The 19,706-nt window shown below is 33.6% G+C and carries 15 protein-coding genes and 1 pseudogene; 5 read left to right on the top strand and 11 right to left on the bottom strand.

Features of this window, described 5'->3' with window-relative positions; translation table 11 throughout:
• Nucleotides 1-274: 274 nt before the first annotated feature.
• The 5 genes and pseudogenes from ACQKOG_RS03985 to ACQKOG_RS03965 all read right to left on the bottom strand — a co-directional run bounded on the left by ACQKOG_RS03985 (nucleotide 275) and on the right by ACQKOG_RS03965 (nucleotide 4,317).
• Nucleotides 275-586: a hypothetical protein gene (locus tag ACQKOG_RS03985; RefSeq protein WP_427445152.1), complete on the bottom strand. Its 312-nt coding sequence runs from the start codon at nucleotides 584-586 to the stop codon at nucleotides 275-277.
• A gap of 46 nt (nucleotides 587-632) precedes the next feature.
• On the bottom strand, nucleotides 633-1,319 hold the full coding sequence (locus ACQKOG_RS03980) for an ABC transporter ATP-binding protein (RefSeq protein WP_427445149.1): 687 nt from the start codon (nucleotides 1,317-1,319) through the stop codon (nucleotides 633-635).
• 10 nt (nucleotides 1,320-1,329) lie between these two features.
• The gene (locus ACQKOG_RS03975) at nucleotides 1,330-2,757 is read right to left on the bottom strand and encodes an ABC transporter permease (RefSeq protein WP_427445146.1); all 1,428 of its coding nucleotides are present in this window, start codon (nucleotides 2,755-2,757) and stop codon (nucleotides 1,330-1,332) included.
• Between the two features lie 607 nt (nucleotides 2,758-3,364).
• Nucleotides 3,365-3,955: pseudogene (locus ACQKOG_RS03970) on the bottom strand (IS110 family transposase); the annotation flags it as partial.
• Nucleotides 3,880-4,317, bottom strand: a complete 438-nt coding sequence (locus tag ACQKOG_RS03965; protein ID WP_370082619.1) for a hypothetical protein — start codon at nucleotides 4,315-4,317, stop codon at nucleotides 3,880-3,882. The gene ACQKOG_RS03965 and the pseudogene ACQKOG_RS03970, both read right to left, overlap by 76 nt.
• Before the next feature lie 604 nt (nucleotides 4,318-4,921).
• On the opposite strand from ACQKOG_RS03965, the gene ACQKOG_RS03960 reads away from it, so the two are divergent.
• Nucleotides 4,922-5,701 carry an alpha/beta fold hydrolase gene (locus tag ACQKOG_RS03960; protein WP_370082617.1) on the top strand — a complete coding sequence of 260 codons (780 nt, stop codon included), beginning with the start codon at nucleotides 4,922-4,924 and terminating at the stop codon, nucleotides 5,699-5,701.
• 222 nt (nucleotides 5,702-5,923) lie between these two features.
• Here ACQKOG_RS03960 and ACQKOG_RS03955 read toward each other — a convergent pair whose 3' ends face one another.
• Both ACQKOG_RS03955 and ACQKOG_RS03950 read right to left on the bottom strand, forming a co-directional pair.
• Nucleotides 5,924-6,367: a CoxG family protein gene (locus tag ACQKOG_RS03955; RefSeq protein ID WP_370082564.1), complete on the bottom strand. Its 444-nt coding sequence runs from the start codon at nucleotides 6,365-6,367 to the stop codon at nucleotides 5,924-5,926.
• 352 nt (nucleotides 6,368-6,719) lie between these two features.
• A complete protein-coding gene (locus ACQKOG_RS03950; protein ID WP_427445142.1) occupies nucleotides 6,720-8,699 on the bottom strand; it encodes a cation:proton antiporter in 1,980 nt (659 codons plus the stop codon).
• A gap of 646 nt (nucleotides 8,700-9,345) precedes the next feature.
• Between ACQKOG_RS03950 and ACQKOG_RS03945 the strand changes: the two genes are divergently transcribed.
• Nucleotides 9,346-10,194 carry an MBL fold metallo-hydrolase gene (locus ACQKOG_RS03945; RefSeq protein ID WP_402874825.1) on the top strand — a complete coding sequence of 283 codons (849 nt, stop codon included), beginning with the start codon at nucleotides 9,346-9,348 and terminating at the stop codon, nucleotides 10,192-10,194.
• Nucleotides 10,195-10,515: 321 nt separating this feature from the next.
• On the opposite strand, the gene ACQKOG_RS03940 is transcribed toward ACQKOG_RS03945, so the two are convergent.
• The 4 genes from ACQKOG_RS03940 to ACQKOG_RS03925 all read right to left on the bottom strand — a co-directional run bounded on the left by ACQKOG_RS03940 (nucleotide 10,516) and on the right by ACQKOG_RS03925 (nucleotide 16,108).
• On the bottom strand, nucleotides 10,516-11,994 hold the full coding sequence (locus ACQKOG_RS03940) for an Lsa family ABC-F type ribosomal protection protein (RefSeq protein ID WP_370082558.1): 1,479 nt from the start codon (nucleotides 11,992-11,994) through the stop codon (nucleotides 10,516-10,518).
• 594 nt (nucleotides 11,995-12,588) lie between these two features.
• Nucleotides 12,589-14,328, bottom strand: a complete 1,740-nt coding sequence (locus tag ACQKOG_RS03935; RefSeq protein WP_427445138.1) for a DHA2 family efflux MFS transporter permease subunit — start codon at nucleotides 14,326-14,328, stop codon at nucleotides 12,589-12,591.
• A gap of 24 nt (nucleotides 14,329-14,352) precedes the next feature.
• Nucleotides 14,353-14,889 (bottom strand): PadR family transcriptional regulator, encoded by a 537-nt coding sequence (locus tag ACQKOG_RS03930; RefSeq protein ID WP_370082554.1) that lies wholly within the window; start codon nucleotides 14,887-14,889, stop codon nucleotides 14,353-14,355.
• Between the two features lie 304 nt (nucleotides 14,890-15,193).
• Nucleotides 15,194-16,108 carry a Nif3-like dinuclear metal center hexameric protein gene (locus ACQKOG_RS03925; RefSeq protein WP_427445134.1) on the bottom strand — a complete coding sequence of 305 codons (915 nt, stop codon included), beginning with the start codon at nucleotides 16,106-16,108 and terminating at the stop codon, nucleotides 15,194-15,196.
• A 774-nt stretch (nucleotides 16,109-16,882) separates the two neighbouring features.
• Here ACQKOG_RS03925 and ACQKOG_RS03920 point away from each other — a divergent pair.
• From ACQKOG_RS03920 to ACQKOG_RS03910, 3 genes are all read left to right on the top strand, one after another.
• The gene (locus ACQKOG_RS03920) at nucleotides 16,883-17,824 is read left to right on the top strand and encodes a DMT family transporter (protein WP_427445132.1); all 942 of its coding nucleotides are present in this window, start codon (nucleotides 16,883-16,885) and stop codon (nucleotides 17,822-17,824) included.
• An 816-nt stretch (nucleotides 17,825-18,640) separates the two neighbouring features.
• A complete protein-coding gene (locus ACQKOG_RS03915; protein WP_370082550.1) occupies nucleotides 18,641-19,090 on the top strand; it encodes a LytTR family DNA-binding domain-containing protein in 450 nt (149 codons plus the stop codon).
• A 12-nt stretch (nucleotides 19,091-19,102) separates the two neighbouring features.
• Nucleotides 19,103-19,534, top strand: coding sequence for a DUF3021 family protein (locus tag ACQKOG_RS03910; RefSeq protein ID WP_370082548.1), 432 nt, complete (start codon nucleotides 19,103-19,105; stop codon nucleotides 19,532-19,534).
• Nucleotides 19,535-19,706 lie beyond the last annotated feature (172 nt).

Genomic DNA, 19,706 nt, shown 5'->3' with positions numbered 1-19,706 from the left:
TTTTCCACTTATGAAAGATAACAATTCATCCTTTGGCATAAGATTTTTATATAAGGTTCAATTCTAAAAACTTCAACTGATAGATTTTTTATATAAAATTTTGATTAAGACACAAAGTTCCCCCTAAGATAAACAAGTTTTAATTTTCACCTGTTTATCCTAGGGGGAACATACGTTATTCATAACTATTTATTTAAGGTATAATTCATTTCTGCTTGGCGATAAAACTGTCGGGCTATAGTATCCTAGAATTTATCTAATGCATGAAAGCAATTCAATTAGATGTAGAACCTTGTATCATATCTTCTTCTGAATTAGATGAGAAAGGGTCCCACTGTTCTGGTGTATGTTCACCTGGTTTTGATGAGAACTCCTCCCACTGCTCTGGCGTCATTTCTCCTCTTGGGTTTGGAGATTCCCATTGCCTCTGATTGGGAATCTTTTCTTCTGAATACGTGTTTTTGTCTTGAAACATATTGGTTTCATTTTGATCCGAGTCACCACCTAAATTCGCCAAATTTGCAAATAAACCAATTGCTATTCCGATAGATACTAAGCCAATGGATGCTGCTACTTTTGTCCACATTTTTTTCACTCCAATTTAATATTTCATCTACAATAAAATTTTATTGCTATTTTTTATCTAAATTCTTACAAATTAAATTTCGTTTTTCAAGATAAACTACCTTATCAGACTGTTTAGCGACTTCTTGGGAATGAGTGACAACGATGATACATTTATTTTCTTTATGCGCTAGTTCTTTGAACAATTTTACAATTTCATCCGAAGTTTTCTCGTCTAGATTACCAGTCGGTTCATCCGCAATTAATAAATCTACTTCACAAGATAATGCACGGGCTATGGCTACACGCTGTTGTTGACCGCCACTAAGCTGTAAAACCTTTCTTTTTGCTTCGATTTCTGACAAGCCAACCATTTCTAATAAGTCAAGAGCTCTTCTCTTTTTATCTTTTATGTTAACCCCTGTAATTTCCATTGCCGTGACGACATTTTGAAGAGCCGTCATATACGTAATGAGATTATAAGATTGAAAGATTATCGAAACATATTTATTTCTATATTTATCTAAACCAATTTTCCGTATATCTTTTCCTTTGTAGAGCACATGTCCTTCTTTAGGGTTATCTAATCCACTTGCTAAAGTAAGTGCTGTTGTTTTTCCTGAACCTGATGGACCTAAAATGCTATAGAAACATCCTGTTTCAAAGGTAAAGTTAACATTCTCTAATAAAGTGTTCTTCCCATTATTACTTTGATAATAGTAATTTAAATTTTTAAATTGTAATATGATGTCCATATGACTCCTCCTACTCATCTTTTAATAGTATTTCTTTTGGATTTAAACGAAGTATTGATAATGCTGGTAGCAGTGTTGATAAAATCGCAATTAATAGCCCTAATCCACCTAAATTCAACACATCTTGTGATGATATATTTACATCAATATTGTCGATAGGTTCAACATCTTTATTTTGTTTATTCATCATTCCAAACGAGAATCCTAAAGTATTTGATTCTTGTTGTTGATCTTCAGCAGCAATAACTTCTTGCTGTAATAAACTGTCTCCCATTTTTTGCGACACTGTTTTACCTGTAATGATAGAATTGCCAAATGCTAGTACAGCTATACAAAGTACTTCTACTAACAGTTGTCCTATCAATTTCCTCTTTTTTTCACCGATAGCCAATAGAATACCTAATTCCTTACGTCGCTCTTTTATGGTCAACATAATAATAAGACCTAATATAATGGATCCTGCAATGGATACTAAATAGACAATCATTTTAGAAGTAGCGGCAATATTCTCGATAGGGCCTACCATTTTTTGATATAAAGCGTCATGCGCATCTAACTTAAATAGATTGAAATCAATATTTGTTTTCTTTGCGTCTGCTTTAAAATCCTCAATATTTTCTGGATCATTTAAATAGTAAATTGCTTCGTTAATAGATACATCCTTTTTATCATTTTCTTTCTCCATTTCTTTCGTCGAATCATAAGTAGTGTATATTTTATTCGATGGATGCATCATAGCTGGTAAATTTTCCTCGAAGTCAGTTATCCCAGAATTTTTGTATATCCCTATTATTTCTAATTCAACCTCCGATGTTTCTTCGGGTGATTTAATTTTTAACTTATCACCAACTTGAAGCTCGTTTTGTTCAGCTAATCTTTTTTCAATCAGAGCTACTTTCTTATTCGCATCCTCTGATGTAACTGGACGACCGTCAATAATTTCATTCGTTCCATCTGTAAAATCTTGCATTAAATCAGAACTTCTTACACCTTGGATAAATGTATTAGGCATTTTCATATTTCCAGAGTTACTACCGCCTACTGTTCCAATTACCCCCTCTTCATCTTTTTCACTATTAATAGGTGCAAAATCATCTGCTACAAGCATGTCACTTTTTAAATAGTTGTAGTCTATTACATAAGGTGATTTAGCTAACTGGTCTGCTTCTTCTACCGAAAGTTCCGGATGCTTTATTTTTCCATTCGGATTCTCTTCTCGCTGTTTTGCCACATTTTCCATAAGCTTCTCTTCATCGATTCTAAGGCTTACGTCTACACCTAATGTTTGTCTAGCATGATCATTCGCCTTTTGTGAGACATTTTGAATTGCAAAACCCGCTAATACTAGATTAGAAACTACTAGAAATACAGTAAATAATATTAGCGATTTGCCTTTCCTTGCTTTAACACTTAAAAATGCACGTTTGATAAAATTCATTTTTTATTACCTCCTTGATAGTTCAACTATAGAAGGATAATCTGTAGTTTATATGGAGATACTGCGAAGTTTATCTAGAGAAATACGGGAGTTTAAGTGAATCAATTTCCGAGCTATATTTTGGGAGAAACGATTATATATAATAAAAAAGTAGCAATTCGATTTTATTAAAAGTCAATAGTTAACGTATTATCTATACACCAGTATTCTTCATAAAATGTGTAACATTATAATAGGTATTTTTAGGCTGAATTAATTCAAACAAATTAGTTCAGCTTTTTTATGAGCAAAAATGAAAATTGGAATATTTAAGTGTAGCTTTGTAAAAAAGTTTGATTGTTTATAATAAAGTTTGATAATTTTAATAAAGTTTGATAAAAATGACCTCTTTAGTTGTTCTTAGAGGTGATTCATTACTGGATATTTATGTTAAAGTTAATGTAAATATTGTGAAGAAATGTACTTAAACTAAACCAGCTAATAGTTTGTCAATAATTTTCTGTTAAAAGTTTAATAGGTACGTGCTATACTAAAAAAATGCATGACAAATAACCTTCCTAAAGTTTGTTTTTTGGAAGGTTTTGTTTAATTTAGTTGTACTTACTTATCAAGCTAAATCTTGGTACGTAGTTCTGTTTTTTAATAAGGCAAATATCCAATGTAATAGTTTATTAATACAAGCTACTATCGCTACTTTAAAAGGTTTTCCTTCGTCACGTTTTTTATCATAAAACTCACGCAATTTCTTGTTTCGAGGAATGATTTTATCGTCTGTTTTAGTTTTCCTGCAATCTCGTATTGCACAACGAACAGCCATGAACAAGGCATGACGAAGTCTACTTGAACCTCGTTTTGTAATTCGATTTTTGGTTGCTGAAAACTTACCTGATTCGAAAACACTCGGGTCGACTTCAGCGAAAGCCACAAGCTTTTTAGGGTTGTTAAATCGATCTATTTCACCAATTTCAGAAATAATCGTTGCAGCGATTTTTTCACCGATACCTGGGATAGATTTGATAATACTATATTCTTCAATTTCTTTTGCGAGGGCATCTATTTCTGACTCTAACTTTGATAGATGCTCTTTGTATTGAAGAAGGATCTTTATATACATATCAAGACTTAAAATATGACTCTGGTAAACGGTCTTTTCAAAAGGATTACGAGCTGCAGCGGCTTTAAGCTGTAAAGCTTTTTCATGTTTCCGGTCACCTGGCCGTCGCTTAGGGTAAGGGTGGAGCCACTGGAGAAGTAAATGCCACCGCCTTGATTTGAGCCGGCTATAACACTGACTGCCTTATTTTCAGTAATTAAGCAGTTTGTAATTGAAAATTCGCCTAGAACACCCTGTACCCTAATACCTCCGCCGAAATTTCTTATACTGTTGCCAATTATTGTGCTGTTCATGATAACAAGCGCATTTGCATTGCTACCCAAAGATTGTGGCATTGAATAGATGCCGCCGCCATTGCCGTCGGCCGAATTGTTGCTTATTTCACTGTTTTGAATTGTAACGATGGTGTCAAACGCGTTTATACCTCCTGCGTCACCGAAAGCCACCACGGTAGAATTAGCGGTGATTATTCCTCCGTCAATGGTAAGGGTGGAACCCAGTCTGTTCCCTCCCGCTATTGGTAATACCGCCACCGCTGTTGTTCGCACGGTTGCCTGTTATTTCCCCACCGTTCATCACGATGTCACAGTCAGCACCAAAGACACCGGCACCACTACCAGCAAAACAGTATAAGAATATCTTAGAGTAGTTTCTTGAATTTAGTTAATCTTCTTATAAAGTTCTTGATTTTAACTACAGGGGCTTTAGTTGAATAACGATCTTCAACAATCGGGCGCGATTATGTAACAAGAATCAGCGCTCGTTTTCTGGTTTGTTGCTTAACCTTTTGAAGCGAATTCAACTGTTGAAATCGCGTTATTATAGAGCGAAAATATCAATACTAATATGCTGCTTCAACGAGGAAAGGGGCTTTCCGCCATTGCATTAAAAATCGAAAAATCCCCCTACCATCCTTGGGCGTTTCTTAAGTTTGTATTCATCAGAACTTCGCACTAGCTCAACAAAGTTTAACGCCGATATTAGGCATACACTCTGCCTTAGGTGAATATCTTAATGGGAAATTACTTTTTAATAAATGGGGTGATACACTTGGGATACTTTGTAACTGTCGAACCAGGCGTCAACGTATTTATCGAGGACATCAATCCAAAGGGAAACAAAACGATTCTGTTTATTCATGGGTGGCCGCTAAACCATAACCAGTTCGAATATCAGTTCAATTTCCTTCCAACGCTTGGATATCGTTGTATTGGAATGGACTGGAGGGGATATGGCAAATCGGATAAACCTTTTAGCGGGTATTCTTTCGATAGATTAGCAGATGATGTCCGCATGGTCATCGAGACGTTACAGCTAAGCAACATAACACTGGTAGGGCACTCTACAGGAGGTGCAATCTCGATCCGTTACATGGCTCGTTACAAAGGGTATAGGGTATCTAAACTCGTCCTGGTCGACGCTGCCTCTCCATCTAGCGTTCCAAAAGAATTTACAAATAAAATCATCGAGGATACAAATCATGACCGACCGCAAATGTTGCAAGACCAAACGCGAATTTTTTTCTTTCAGTATATTTCCGAACTGAAATCCGATTGGTTCGTTTTAATGGGATTACAAGCGGCGAATTGGGCGACTTCCGCCATTATGGTCACGCTTAGGGATGAAAATGTTTACAACGATCTTGGTCAGATCGATGTACCCACATTAATTATTCACGGAATTCACGATAAAGTCGTTCCGTTTACTCAAGCTGAGGAAACAAATAAGCTGATCAAAAATTCAACGCTAGTTCCGTTCCAAAACAGCGGCCATTGCGCTTTTTTAGAGGAGCGCGATAGATTCAACCAATTATTATCTTCTTTTGCATAACGACTCGGAATAGCAACATTGTCGCAAATAATTCGTAAGCGTCAAATAGCCCCCATCTTAAATAGATGAGGGCTAATTTGAGGAGCAGGTGAGATTATTCGGGGCTTTACTTGTATAACATTGAGTTGCATATGCAGCTCTTTTTTACTTATTGAACTCCCATGAAAGAACGTAATAATCTTTCATTTTCTGTGGTGTAGCAATGACTTTATGCAACATTTTTTAATTAAGCTCCTCCAATTTTGTAGAGATCCCAATCGTCATTTCTTCTGTTACTTTAGGAAGATAAGACTTTAATACCTCATTAACCAGCGGTCCCAATGCACCACCAGCATTGATCTCAAGAAAACCTGTTATCCTCGTTTTATTTTTAGCTATTACTTCTGCCAGGAAATAGCCACCGCCTGAAAGTTCCTCATTTAAACCCTTTAAATTAAAAGTAACCCTTGTCGGTTCAATCCATTCTTCTATAGTGGCCATTAGATTAATCTTTTTCTTTATGAATCCGATGTTACTATAAAATTCCCAAGTGGACTGGCGGTTAGTAATTTTTCGGTGTTGAATATATCCAGGAATAAGTGGAGCCCAGTTATCCATATCCTTAACAAAATCCCAAATCTTATTTATCGGTAACTCCACCTCTACCTGATGCGTTCCGCGCGGCATTGATTTTCCCCCTTTCCATCTCAATAGTAAGTACTTTATATATGTATATGTTAGTTCCAACAAAGCGGGATTTGTCCGTCATGCCTGGCTGTATGACAACCAAATAGTTTCTAATCGTAACTGAACTGAATACTATAAAAATACAATTAATCATTTGAGGTGAAATATGGATTTCAATCCTTTATGTTATCTGGGGATAGGCGATTCTCTTACGGCTGGTATCGGGCCTATCCAGGCAAAAATACCTCTGAACCAGTAGCATTACCAATTGCATTATTGACTGATTAACCGTAGCTAACTCAAAGTAACAAAACACATAAAAGCCCAGCAAATTATGCTAGGCAGTCACCATTTATTCTTCCTCTTCAAGTAAAATAACACTTTCCAAATTATTCACAAATCTTCTTAACTCTTTAGCTAATTCATTATTTATATCACCGGCCAGATACCATTCATTTATAAGATTTCTTTGTGCTTCAATGGCTATTAAAGCTAAGTATTCTTTTTGTTCTTCTTGCTCTGAAGAATCCATTTTATAAGATGAGTATTGTAAGTGACGATAGTACATTTCCACTTTTTGAGCAATATCTATAGAATATTCATTCGTTTCTTGAACATGCTTGATAATTGATGATGTCACATGATCTTTTAAATCTTTTTTTACTTTATTAATTTGTTCTACAACATTGGCTGGTAGTTTGCTCATCTTCCGTTCACGTAAAAAATGACGTAAACTACGTTTTAATAAAGTAAATGTTCGATTATTTAACATATCTTTTCTTTCTTTAAGAATATAATCAATTTCCTGTTGAATTGATTCGTTTAATCCAAGTTCAGTCATATATTGCTTCGTATAAATTATTTCTAATTCCAACCCAATTTTTCTAACTTCCAACATTTGTTGCCTATATGCTTGAAATGCTTCTTCTGACTGTTTTCGCTCAACATTCATTAACATTGCGTTATATTGATTCATTAACTTTAGAGCTATAGCAGCATTTTCTTCAACTGTTTCACGTTGAATACTACGAATCGCATGTTTTAACATTTCTCTTTTTTCATTCATTATATTTGGCTGTTGGGCTTTTTCTTGATCATTTAATAAAGGTAAAAATATGGTTGCCATTATCAAGGTGAATAAAATAACACCTGCAGCTAAAAAGATAAGTAATTGACGATCCGGAAATAATTCTCCTAGATCAGTTACTAGAGGTAATGATAATATACCTACCATCGTGATCGTACCTCGAACGCCAACAAGCGTTGTCACAATATGATCTTTCATTGTCACTGTATCTTCGTTCTTAAATATTTTTTTATCTACTACATGAAAGAACATCACCCAAACAAAACGGATGACTAACACCATCAAACCAATTGCTAGCACATATAAAATAAGGATACTATTATGAATTTCCTCGCTTACTAGTATTGAATTTGTGGCAGAAGGTAGCATTAGCCCAAGCAGGAGGAAAATAACCCCATTTAATGTAAAAGTCACAATTGACCAAACATGTTCTGTTACCACCTGTTCCTGTGCAATGAAACTTTCGGTCTTTTCTTTAACAATTGCCGCAATAATTCCACCTGTTACAACTGTAATTACCCCTGATGCATGAAATACTTCTTCTGCTATCAAATATAAAATAAATGGTGTTAGAACTTGTAGCAAGACGTAAAATGTTGAATCCACTATTCCTATACGGCGAAGATGAAGTCGAATCCAATATATTGCTAATGCACCTAAAATCCCTATAAGTAAACCAACAAAAAACATATAAAGAAAATCACTTGTTGCTGTTTTCAATGAAAAATAACCGGTTACAATCGCCGCTACTGAATATTTAAACGCGATTAACCCCGATGCATCATTGATTAAAGATTCCCCGCGAACTAAATTCATAATACGATCTGGAATATGAACTCTTTTGGCGATGCCATTTACTGCCACTGGGTCAGTAGGTGATAAAATAGCCATTAAAGCAAAGGCAGCCGCTAAAGGAATCGACGGAATCATCCAGTGCACAAACAGACCACCAACAATAGTCGTTAAAAGTACTAATACAATCGCATTGCCTAAAATCGGTAATCGCATTTTCCATAATTGTTCACGAGGAAAATGTGCGCCATCATGATAAAGTAACGGTGCAATAAACAATAGCAAAAACCATTCCGCTTCAATTTCAATGGTAAAATTCTTTGCTACTAAAGCAACTATAATTCCAACTGCAATTTGAATTAAAGCAATCGGGATGAAAGAAATATAATGTGCCAGTACATTTGTCACTAATAATAATACAAGTAGAATCAATATCGATATTAAGAGCTCCATGTACGACCTCCTTTTCTAAGAAATATTGTTTCTTAAGGTCAACCAAATTTTACTCTACTAATTATAAATAAATAAGGTTTGCTGTTCTATAAAATACAGCCTTTTCACAGTTAGTATTTGTCCACTGACTCAATTTAACCCTTATTTCATCAACAAATGAAAGATTACACGGGTGGGACGCTAACAGGCGCCGGTTTTATATGGCTGGGTTTTAGCCTCCTTATTTCCTACAAGAGTTTTGAAGCAACTAGAAATACTGCTGTCTATCAAAGATAAAATTATTCCTATAGAATAACCTCCTTCCAAACAGACCTTGTTTTTATTGGATAACGGAAAGAAATTATTTTCACATGGGGTATCCCATTCCCCCTCCCTATCCAGTGCTTATTATTACAAAATAGAGAGTGCTTGTTTTGTCTGTTATTTTGACGAAGTGTGCACTTTAAATAAAATATGGGTACCACTATTCCGAATTTTCGCAAAAATCCGTTTATTGTGTTATACTTTTCCTTAGTAAAAAAAGGAGGTACAGTCCAATGGTAAAAAAGTAAAATGAGAAAATCTTAAATTATGTTTTAGTTTTTTACAACAAACATGTAGATTTTCTCTTTCATAGAATTAATATCTAAAGTAGAGGAGAAATAACATGTTAAATAAATTAAGTGATACTATTTATTATTTACCAAATCAAGAAGATAACGAACGGCCAACATTAGGTTTGGTATGTGGTGACCAATTTAGTCTAATTATAGATGCTGGCAATTCAACTCAACATGCTAAAGACTTTTTACTAGAAATCGAGAAACTAAGTGTACCACCTATCAAATATTTGGTAATTACACATGCGCATTGGGATCACTTCCTTGGAATGAATGAATTTGAAGCAACTGTTATAGTTAATAGTCGAACAAACGAATTGTTAAAAGAATGGCAAAGTTATAGGTTTGATGATAATTCACTGCAAAAGTATGTGAAAACTAATCAGATGAATGCTAAGTGTATAGAGATTATACAAGCTGGTATACCTAACAGAGGTAGTTTTAAATTGAATTCTCCAGATGTAATTTTTGAAAATACATTAACTATTGATTTAGGTAATAAAGTTTGCCTAATTGAAAGAATCAGAAGTACTCATACAGACGACTCTACAATTATTTATATTCCTGACGAAAAAGTTGTTTTTTTAGGTGATTCTGCATATTGTACAACTACAAATTCCCTATTTCATTTCAAGCAATCATTGTTATTGCCTATGATTAATGACATTAAAAAATATGATGCTGAAATGTTCTTACTTGGTCATGAATCGATCTGTGATTCCAATGAAATGACTATATATTGGGAAGAGTTAACAACAGCAAGTCGAGCTGTAAAATCCACCTCACTAGAAAATGCTATTAAGTGCTTTAAAGTAGAAAATAAAAGAGACCCCAATGATGATGAATTATTTTTCTTAAAAGCATTTGTTAATGACCGCATCATTCAATCACAATAATTGATTAATAGCCACTTCCTTCAGCCTTTTGGTATACCAGTTTTCTCACCATACTGAATTGTTGTTAATTTGATACCTTTATCACCCATTCCTTTTATTGTTGCTTTAAAATAAAGTTTGTTCAAAAAACCTCATAATCCAGTATTTTACGATAAATAAAAGAATCCATTTTGAAAAAAAGATTGATCAAAATGGATTCTTCTCTATATATTTATGTTTAGGTCTTCACAAAGAGGTTGATTATTTTATCTACGTTCTTTAACTAATGCACCATAGTTTAATACCTGATTAACTGATTATATTTTCAGTTCTTCATATTAACTACATAGATATAATTTTGGTTGCAACTGTTTGTTGAAATGCCTGATCATGCTCAACAATCACCATTGTGGGATTAAATTCTTGAATAAGCTCTTCAATCTGCATGCGCGAATAAATATCAATAAAATTCAACGGTTCATCCCAAATATAGATATGCGCTTTTTCACATAAACTTTTGGCTATAAGCAGCTTTTTCTTTTGTCCACCAGAATAATGAGAAATATCTTTCTCAAATTGAATTCGGTCAAAGTCCATCTTACGTAGAATAGATTTAAATAACGTTTCATCAATCCCATGCTCTTCAATAAAGTCCGATAACATTCCCTTCAAATGAGAAGTATCTTGTTGGACATAGGAAATAACGAGACCTGAACCTACATACATCGAGCCTGTATGCTGTATCGGTTTTCCTAGAATTAGTTTGAGGATACTACTTTTTCCGCTTCCATTCTTTCCATCTAGCACAATTCGTTCACCTTGTTCCAGTTTAAAGCTTATTGGCTTATTCACAATTTGGTCATCGTATTTAACAGACACATCAGCCAAAACAATCAATTCATTTGAATGAAACGCCAATGATTCTAATTTTAATGACTCCGTTTTTTCCACATTTTTTAGCAGTTTTGACTTTTCCTCAATAGCTTTTAGCTGCCTTGATTCAATGTTCTTTGCTCTCTTCATCATCTTTGCCGCTTTATGTCCTACAAAACCCTTATCCAACTTAGAACCCGAATTTGTCGTCCCATTTTTGGAAGCTTCCACTTGATTTGACCAACCTGATGTACGCTTTGAAGACTGTTTTAATCTCCCTATGTCTTTTTGTAGACGCTCATTAGTTGCCTCTTCGTGTTCCTGCTGTCTATCAAAATTTAATTTCCAAGAAGAATAGTTACCACTTTGAACTTCAATATTGGCCCTATTTATAGATAGGATATGGTCAACGCATCCATCTAAAAAGTTTCGGTCATGTGAAATTAATATAAACCCTTTTTTCTTCCTTAAATATTCAGAGACCATCTTTCGTGCTTCCGTGTCTAGATGGTTAGTTGGCTCATCAATTAATAGAAACTGACCCTCCGTCAAAAAAAGTGCAGCAAGCAACACCTTTGTTTGTTCTCCATTTGACAATGTTTTAAAAGGTCGATACATGACCTCGGCATCAACGTCTAGATAGGAAATTTCACGAAGAATTTCCCAATCTTCTGCTTGGGGGCAAATTTCTTCCATGATTTCATGAGTATACTTGTTTTTATCCGAAACTGGATAAGGGAAATAATTAAATTCCACCGAAGAATTGATTTTCCCACTATACTCATAATTCCCTAATAATAAATTAAAGAATGTTGTCTTTCCTCGTCCATTTCTACCGATAAATCCAAGTTTCCAATCCGTATCTATTTGAAAGTTTACATTTTCAAAAATATTGTCAAAGCTACTTGGATAAGAAAAAGTTAAATTTTGAACTTGTATCATTGACATGATAATTCCTCCTTTGTATATCAATACTTTTTACTTTTTATACAAAGTCGGCATATCCATCCATTCTAAATTTCTCCGTATAAGTGATGGATATTAACGACTTGTACGGAGTAATACATGCGTAACAATAGTGTCTGAATCGCTCATTTTCCACTCCCCTTTATTTATTAAATTAAGGTACAGAAATCAATAGATCTTAACCATGAGAGAATAAAAAATCCTCCCAATTTGTAAATTGGAAGGATTAGTCTTTTACTTATATTAAATAAGCTCTTTATTTGCCATTGGAACCATGACAAATAAAGTGTAAACTGATTTATAAAAATGGACAGACTAATCCTATATTTTGTAGTTTGAAGTTTTTCATTTCAAATAAAAATACAGATTAGTTAATCATGTCCATCCATCAGTCCTCTCATCATTGTATTTGTATATTAACAAATTTTTCCCTGAAATACAATTCAAACATCATCTTTACCCAAAAGTACTGTTTCTGACACAAGTAGCATCTATATCGATTCCAAATTATTTCTGTAACCCCTTTAAAGTTATAAGATTGAAACTTCGTTGCAAAATCATGGGGCAACAATTTTACTATACATTTTGTCTTTTTCTGTTATTAACTTCAAATTTTCTATTGCGAAACATAAAAGACACTAAACTACAGAGCAAAATAATTGGTACACTTACTTTATATAAATCTGTGAAACTTTTTGCCATCTCTTTTTCAGCATAATGACTAATATCATTCGAGAATGTATTAATTTCTCTATTTATGTCCTCTATTTTTTCTCCAACCGCTTTTGTTACTTGGTTTGTAATTTCTACCCGTTTTATTTCTCTGTATTCTACCGGAACCTCATTTAAAGCATTATTTACTTTCTCTTTAATCATGCTTTCCTTTTGTTGTTGATTTATGCCAATATGATCAGTTCCCTGATTCTTTTCAATATTCGACTCTAAGTCTTTGTTTTGTATTTTTTCCTTTGTTACTGTTAATATTTGCTCTTGCTCCGCTTGATCAACATGAAGTTCATGCACCTTTTTTTCCGCATAGTGATAAACATTTTCTTTATTTATGGATAAATTATGAGTTAAGCCTGAGACAAAAATAGCCACAGCCAAGACAATTCCAATTTGTCTGAGCATGGATACAACACTTTGAGAAGCGGTTAATAATTCCCCCTCAAATGTGGAGGCTGTTAACATAGTAATTGGCCCAACAATTAAACCAAATCCAACACCTAAAATCATACACGGAATGATAATTTCTTTATTTGTTGATTCAGCTCCTATCATCTGTAAACAATAATAAGCAAAACTCATAACTATAAACCCCACTAAAATAACCTGAACCTTGCCAAGTTTCTTCATAGCGAGTGAAGCAAACGGAGAAACTAAAAATATCATAGCAGAAATAGGTGTCACTAAAAAAGCTGCTTCCATTTCTGTTCGGTGTTGTATTTTTGTGAGAAACGTTGGAAGCAAAACAGTTACACCAATTAAAAATAAATTACTAAGTATAACTACAATAGAAGCTCCAACAAAAATTCGATCTTTAAATAGCTGCAAATTTACCATCGGTGATGTAACTTTTCTTTCAACTAAGATAAATAGAATAAAAGAAGTAGCACTGATGATATAGCACATCCATGCAAAGTTACTCATCCACCCCCATGTATTCCCTTTAACTAAAACAAGTGTGAAAAAGAAAATAGCAAAACTAGAAAGTACTAATCCAGTCCAATCAATTTTAGCAACTACGCGTTCCTCATTCTTTATCTTTAACATAATGAAACATAACACAATACCAATTACACAAATCGGAATATTCACAAAGAATACCCATCTCCATCCTAAATTTTGTGTAATAACTCCACCTAGTACAGGACCTATAGCTGCCGATACCCCTTGTGTCACCCCTAAAATCCCCAACGCAACATGCCTTTTTGCCAGCGGAACTGCCGAGACGCCAATTACCATACTTGTTGGAAACAAAACAGCAGCTCCTATACTTTGAACAAAACGAGAAAAAATAAGAAAATCCCCCGTATTTGCAAATGCACATAACGCTGAACCAACTCCAAAAACTATTAAGCCTATAATATATAATTTTGCCTTTCCATAGATATCAGCGACTCGCCCTAGTGGTATCGCTAATACCGCAATAGACATCGTATAGACATTCAATATCCAAGACATTTTCTCCAAAGATGTGTTCACATCAGTCTGTATTGCTGGTAAGGCAATATTCATAATTGTCGTATCAATCATACACAAGAAAATCCCTAAACACATTAAGAAAACGATTTTGATTCCTTTTGGTTGTTCCATAAATCCCCCCACTTTCACGAAACTTTACAATTCATCTCTTTTTTCTTGTATTACTAATTGCGCTAATTTATCTTTTAATGTTTTAACTTGAGCCATATAAGATGCAATCCCAACCTCTAATGAAATCTCTTCCGCAAATGTAATGCCTTCTTTCCATTTTTCATATTTTAAGAGAAGATCTGCAACATACGCCTCTTTTCTCTCAATTTCTTCTTCAATCCACTTCTTCATTGAATTGCTATCGCTATAATTCCCAAAATACATCCTCATTAAAAAGTCAGAACGTAGAACATCCTTTTCTACATCTGTCTTCATGTATTGATAAAACTCTTCTCTTCCTTCATCTGTTATGAAATACATTTTTTTATTTGGCTTACCTTCTTGCATGACAACCTCTTTTTTTATTTTCCCCTCTTTTTCCAACTGTCTTAAAGTCGGATAAATCATTCCAAAACTGCCATCAAAAAAATGCGTGAATACATCTTCAAAAACAATTTTTATATCATAACCAGATAATTCTTTTTCCATGAGTAATCCTAAAACAACATCTCTTCCTTTCAAAATAAGCACCTCACATAATAAATATAATCAACAACCATATAAACATTGTTAATATGATTATTGATTATATATTTTATTTATTCGTTTGTAAAGTTTATCCATTAAATTTAAAAAGTAGAAAGATATAGCCACTGAATATAATGAATTCTGTTTAACAAAAAAAGACTGAAAACAATATTAACGGGTTTACTTTTGGGGTGCAAAATTACATTTCACAATGAAATTCAAAGGCTAAAACACATAATTTTTTTACGCAAAAAGAGAGCTTGGGCTACCAAGCTCTTTTAAATATCGTTTAATGCCTTTATAACCACCATTTTTCTTGTGGGATTAAAACTGTCTCAATATTAAAGTTTTTCTCGAACCAATCCTTCATCAAGGTTTTGTGAACTAGATATTCTGATGCCGAATGGGAAACACCAATTAAAGACATCGAAGTATTTGAAACATATTTCATCATTTGTTTATATTTTTGTTTTCCATAATCATTATCAATATGGCAATGAATTTCTCCAGTAATATAGGCTTGGACACCGTTTTCTTCTGCTTCTTTCATCCAATCAACTACATCACCACAACCAGCAACAATCGCAACCTTTTGAATGTTATCTAATTCCTGACCCTCAAAATCAACATAAGGGATTTCAAAAGTATTCTCTAAGACGGAAATCAAGTTGGTGGTATTTGTTTTTTCGATATTACAATATAAGACATATTCATTTTTTGCATTTAATGTATCATCAACAAGAACTTGTGCATTAAGTTCTTTTGCCATTGCAATATTTGTCCCCAATTGTTTATGACAATCCAAAGGAATGTGACAAGTATAAACTGATAGATTTTTTTCTTTGATTTTGTTGATGTATTTTTCTTTAATTGGTACAAAGCCTTGTCCCCTATTCCCCTTTGGGTCTCCGCACTCCATCAACAAGGGATGGTGCATAAATAATAAATCTCCACTATTGCTTGCTTCTAAAAACCGTTCCAATACTTTATCGGTAGGGAAAACTGCAAGAAAAACTTTCTCGACAGTTGATTTCCCTTTTAACATCAGACCATTAAATAATTCCACAAAGTTTTTTTCGAAAGCTGTTTGCCAATCAAAGTTTAATGGGTCATAAACCATTGGAATGAACCGACTAAAAGAAGCATCCTTTCCAAATGAATTTATATCGAGTTCAGCATCTAATTTAGACACTATTTCTTTTAGCTCAACCATAAAATATTCCCCCAAAATAAATGGATTTTTTTCTTAAAGAATAAACATGACTAAATATTGAAAATATTTTAACATAAAATTTCATTTTTACTTATAAAAAAATTACTCCTGTTTTTTTAAGGAGTGATTTTACTTGAAATACAAAATATCATTCAAGGTAAATTGTTTATCCGTAATGCCAAGCTGTTGAGCAGGAGTTAATTCGCCTTTTCCTTTTGTTTCATCCCTAAGCAAAGGTTATCGCAGGATGGTGACAGCCATCTGAGCATACTTCGGATTGAAGTTTGCATAGATATTACCGCCCCTTTTTGCCACTACCATAGTATTCTAATAATGGATATCAAAAACACATTAGAGTTCATCTTTGTGTATTCGTATGTGCTTTCACTTGTTTTTTACTTGTTTGCACCTCCAAAGTAGACCTGTTAAACCAATTTTCCGTCTTTTTTTATTTCATAAAAATGTGTAATCATTTTATAATCGTATTACATGAACAATCATAGATTAACTATTGCCTTTTTTTAAAAATGGATTTTAGTAATGATTTCATATGTAACATATAGCCAAAAACAGCGGAACTTCCTTGAAAAGAGCAAACATTCGTTTTTTTGAATAGTGATCAAATCCGAACTTTCGTGCCAAAAATTTATTCAATATGCCAAACGGCGGTTTTGATTAGTCGATACCGGCGTTTTTTCATTTTTAGTGATGAGAAGGGCAATATCTCAGTAAAATAAACTAAATTTTATTCAACAAGATTTGGGGTGAATTCTTATGTTTGCAATACTGTTAGCTATAAGCACTGGAGTTGTTTTTGCTATGCAAACAGCGATCAATGCTCAATTACGAAAATTCGTGATTTCCCCTTTTTTAGCTTCAATGATCTCCTTCTCTGTAGGGGTAATCTTTTTAGCGATTACAATATTAGTTAGTGGTTTACCATTAGGTATTCCATTTGATTTATTCTTAAGCCAACCTATTTTTATATGGCTAGGAGGAATCTGTGGTGCAGTTGCTGTAACTACCAATATACTTTTATTCCCTAAATTAGGAAGTGTACAAACCGCGATAATGCCAATCTTAGGAATGACTTTGATGAGTATGCTAATAGACAATTATGGCTGGATTAACTCTAGGCAATATTCTTTCGGTTTGAACCGAGTTTTTGGAGTATTATTAGTCATTATAGGCGTTTTTTTAGCTGTGGCTTTACCGAGTATGAAAACTAACCAAGACCCTTCCGAAGCAACTAAGAAAAACATGTTAAATCAATGGATTTGGCGTTTAGTAGGAATAATGTCAGGAATATTACTGGCTATACAAATTGCTATCAATGGTCAGTTAGGAAAAGTTCTGAATTCTTCTTCCCACGCAGCCTTTGTTTCATTTTTGGTAGGTACCATTACGTTAATTATCGTCGTTGGGGTCATGGATCGTTCTTACACAAATATTAAAGAGCCTATTAAACAGTCGGCTCCTTGGTGGGTATGGATTGGAGGTATTTTAGGGGGGTCTTATGTTCTAATAAATGTATTTCTCGTTGATCAAATCGGAAACGGGCAAACTGTAGTCCTTGTTTTATTTGGTCAAATCACTGGTAGCCTGATGGTAGAAAAATTCGGATTATTTAACTCTTCGAAAAATCAAATTAAACCAATACAAATATTTGGTTTAATTGTTATGATAGTTGGTGTTTTTTTAATCAGGGTATTTTAAATCGAATTCTTATGGAAATAACGAATAAGTTCAATTGTTTTTTAAACTGTTAGTACCCCTCCTATCATTATATAATTTCCTGTCTGCTTTCCCTCATAAGCAGACATTATTTATATTAATCAATTAATAATACTTTGTTTGAGATATTTACATCCTCTATAGGAAATGGTTTCATTTCACTTCGAAGTAAATCCTTAAAGACAGCGGTTACTTTTTAACTTATTCCAAATATTGTTGCTTAGTTTCCCTCCCACAAAAATAAATATATTCTTCAATCCTATCACGCTCTCCCCCTTCGTTCATTTACTATATTGAATTTATAAAACAAATACAGAACAATTCTGTATATTCATTTTACTTGCATGTTGTTGTTTAGTAATATTGAACTGTAAGGAGTCATTACTTAATATGTTTTTAAAAAAGTGAAAAAGTAAGAAAGGTATGTGATGTTAATGTTGGAGTCAATTATTATCGCAATTATACTGATTTTATTAATATTCGCTATTTATTTATCAATTAAATTCATAATAACTAAAATAAGAGATATAGAGCAATTAAAACGAAAAGTGGAGAACTTGGAGAGAAAAGGTACTCATCATAACGAGTGAGAGTTTCTTTTCTCTCCAAGTTCTCCTGCACTTGACTTAGCAGATTCTGGATACTATCATAAAATAAAATCAAAACGGTAACCTGATAAAATGTAAAAAAGGATTGTATATGAAGTTGTTATCATTAGAATAAATAAACCTTTTTTAGCTATGTTTCATTTGCAAATTTATACAGAATTCGAGTAAAACTGAAATAATTTGAATTTTTGTGGGTGATAATATCAAAATTTCAATAGAAGAAATAAGCCTAGAATTAGAAGAAGAGATTCTTATTAGGTGTCATGAGGTTGATGAAGAAATAAATGAAATCTTAAACAAGCTGAAATCTGAAAATCCTATTTTACTCGGACATCAGCAAGATAGTATTCACCGCATTAGGCTCAGTGATATCTATTATTTCGAGGCAGTCGATGGAAAAATTTTTATGTACTGCAGGAACAACGTTTTTGAGGTGAAACAAAAACTGTACGAGTTAGAGGAATTATGTAAAGGAAAAAACTGTTTTCGCGCATCGAAATCAACTATTTTGAACATCGCCAAAATTTCATCTGTTTATCCGACTATTAGTGGTCGGTTCGAAGCTGTCCTGGATAACGGAGAACGTACTGTTATATCAAGGCAGTATGTACCTGTCCTTAAAAATATGCTTGGTTTGTAAAGAGGGATACATATGAATTTTTTTGAATTTGTACAAAAGATAATTAAGAATTTCTTTATTATCTTCGGATCCATAATCATGATTATTACTATATTGCGACAAATTTATGATCCTGACATGGCCTTCGATTTGAAGTCAATTTATATCCTTATGGCATTTTCATTTTTAGGTGCATTAACGGGATTTATTTTATATTCTCCTGATGATCTAAGTGAGAAGAAAATGCGTATAAGGATTATTATTCATTTCTTCACTTTGGAGATTTTATTGATTGTCCTTGGCAGCGCTATGAATCTTGTAACTGGTACGGGGCTAATCATTCTTGCACTGCAAATTGCGGTAATCTATATCATTGTTCATCTACTGTCATGGCAAAATGATAAAAAAGATGCAAAAAAAATCAATGAAAAACTAAAGACATTTAAGAAAGACTTTGGTGAGTAGTCAAGAAATTCAATAAGCAGTACAGTAGTTGGCTGCAACAGATTATCTTCATTCAGTGAAAGACTCCCACCTCTATAGGTGGTAAGATGAATGCGATTTTAATTACTTTTTCAGTGGGTATCCAAACACCTATTGAATGAAGATAAAGCCTCCGGCGGGTGTCACGGATTTT

Origin of the sequence: Lysinibacillus sp. NPDC093216, assembly GCF_050280325.1 — a bacterium.
Lineage (GTDB): Bacteria > Bacillota > Bacilli > Bacillales_A > Planococcaceae > Lysinibacillus.
This window is presented reverse-complemented; position numbering and strand designations above follow the sequence as displayed.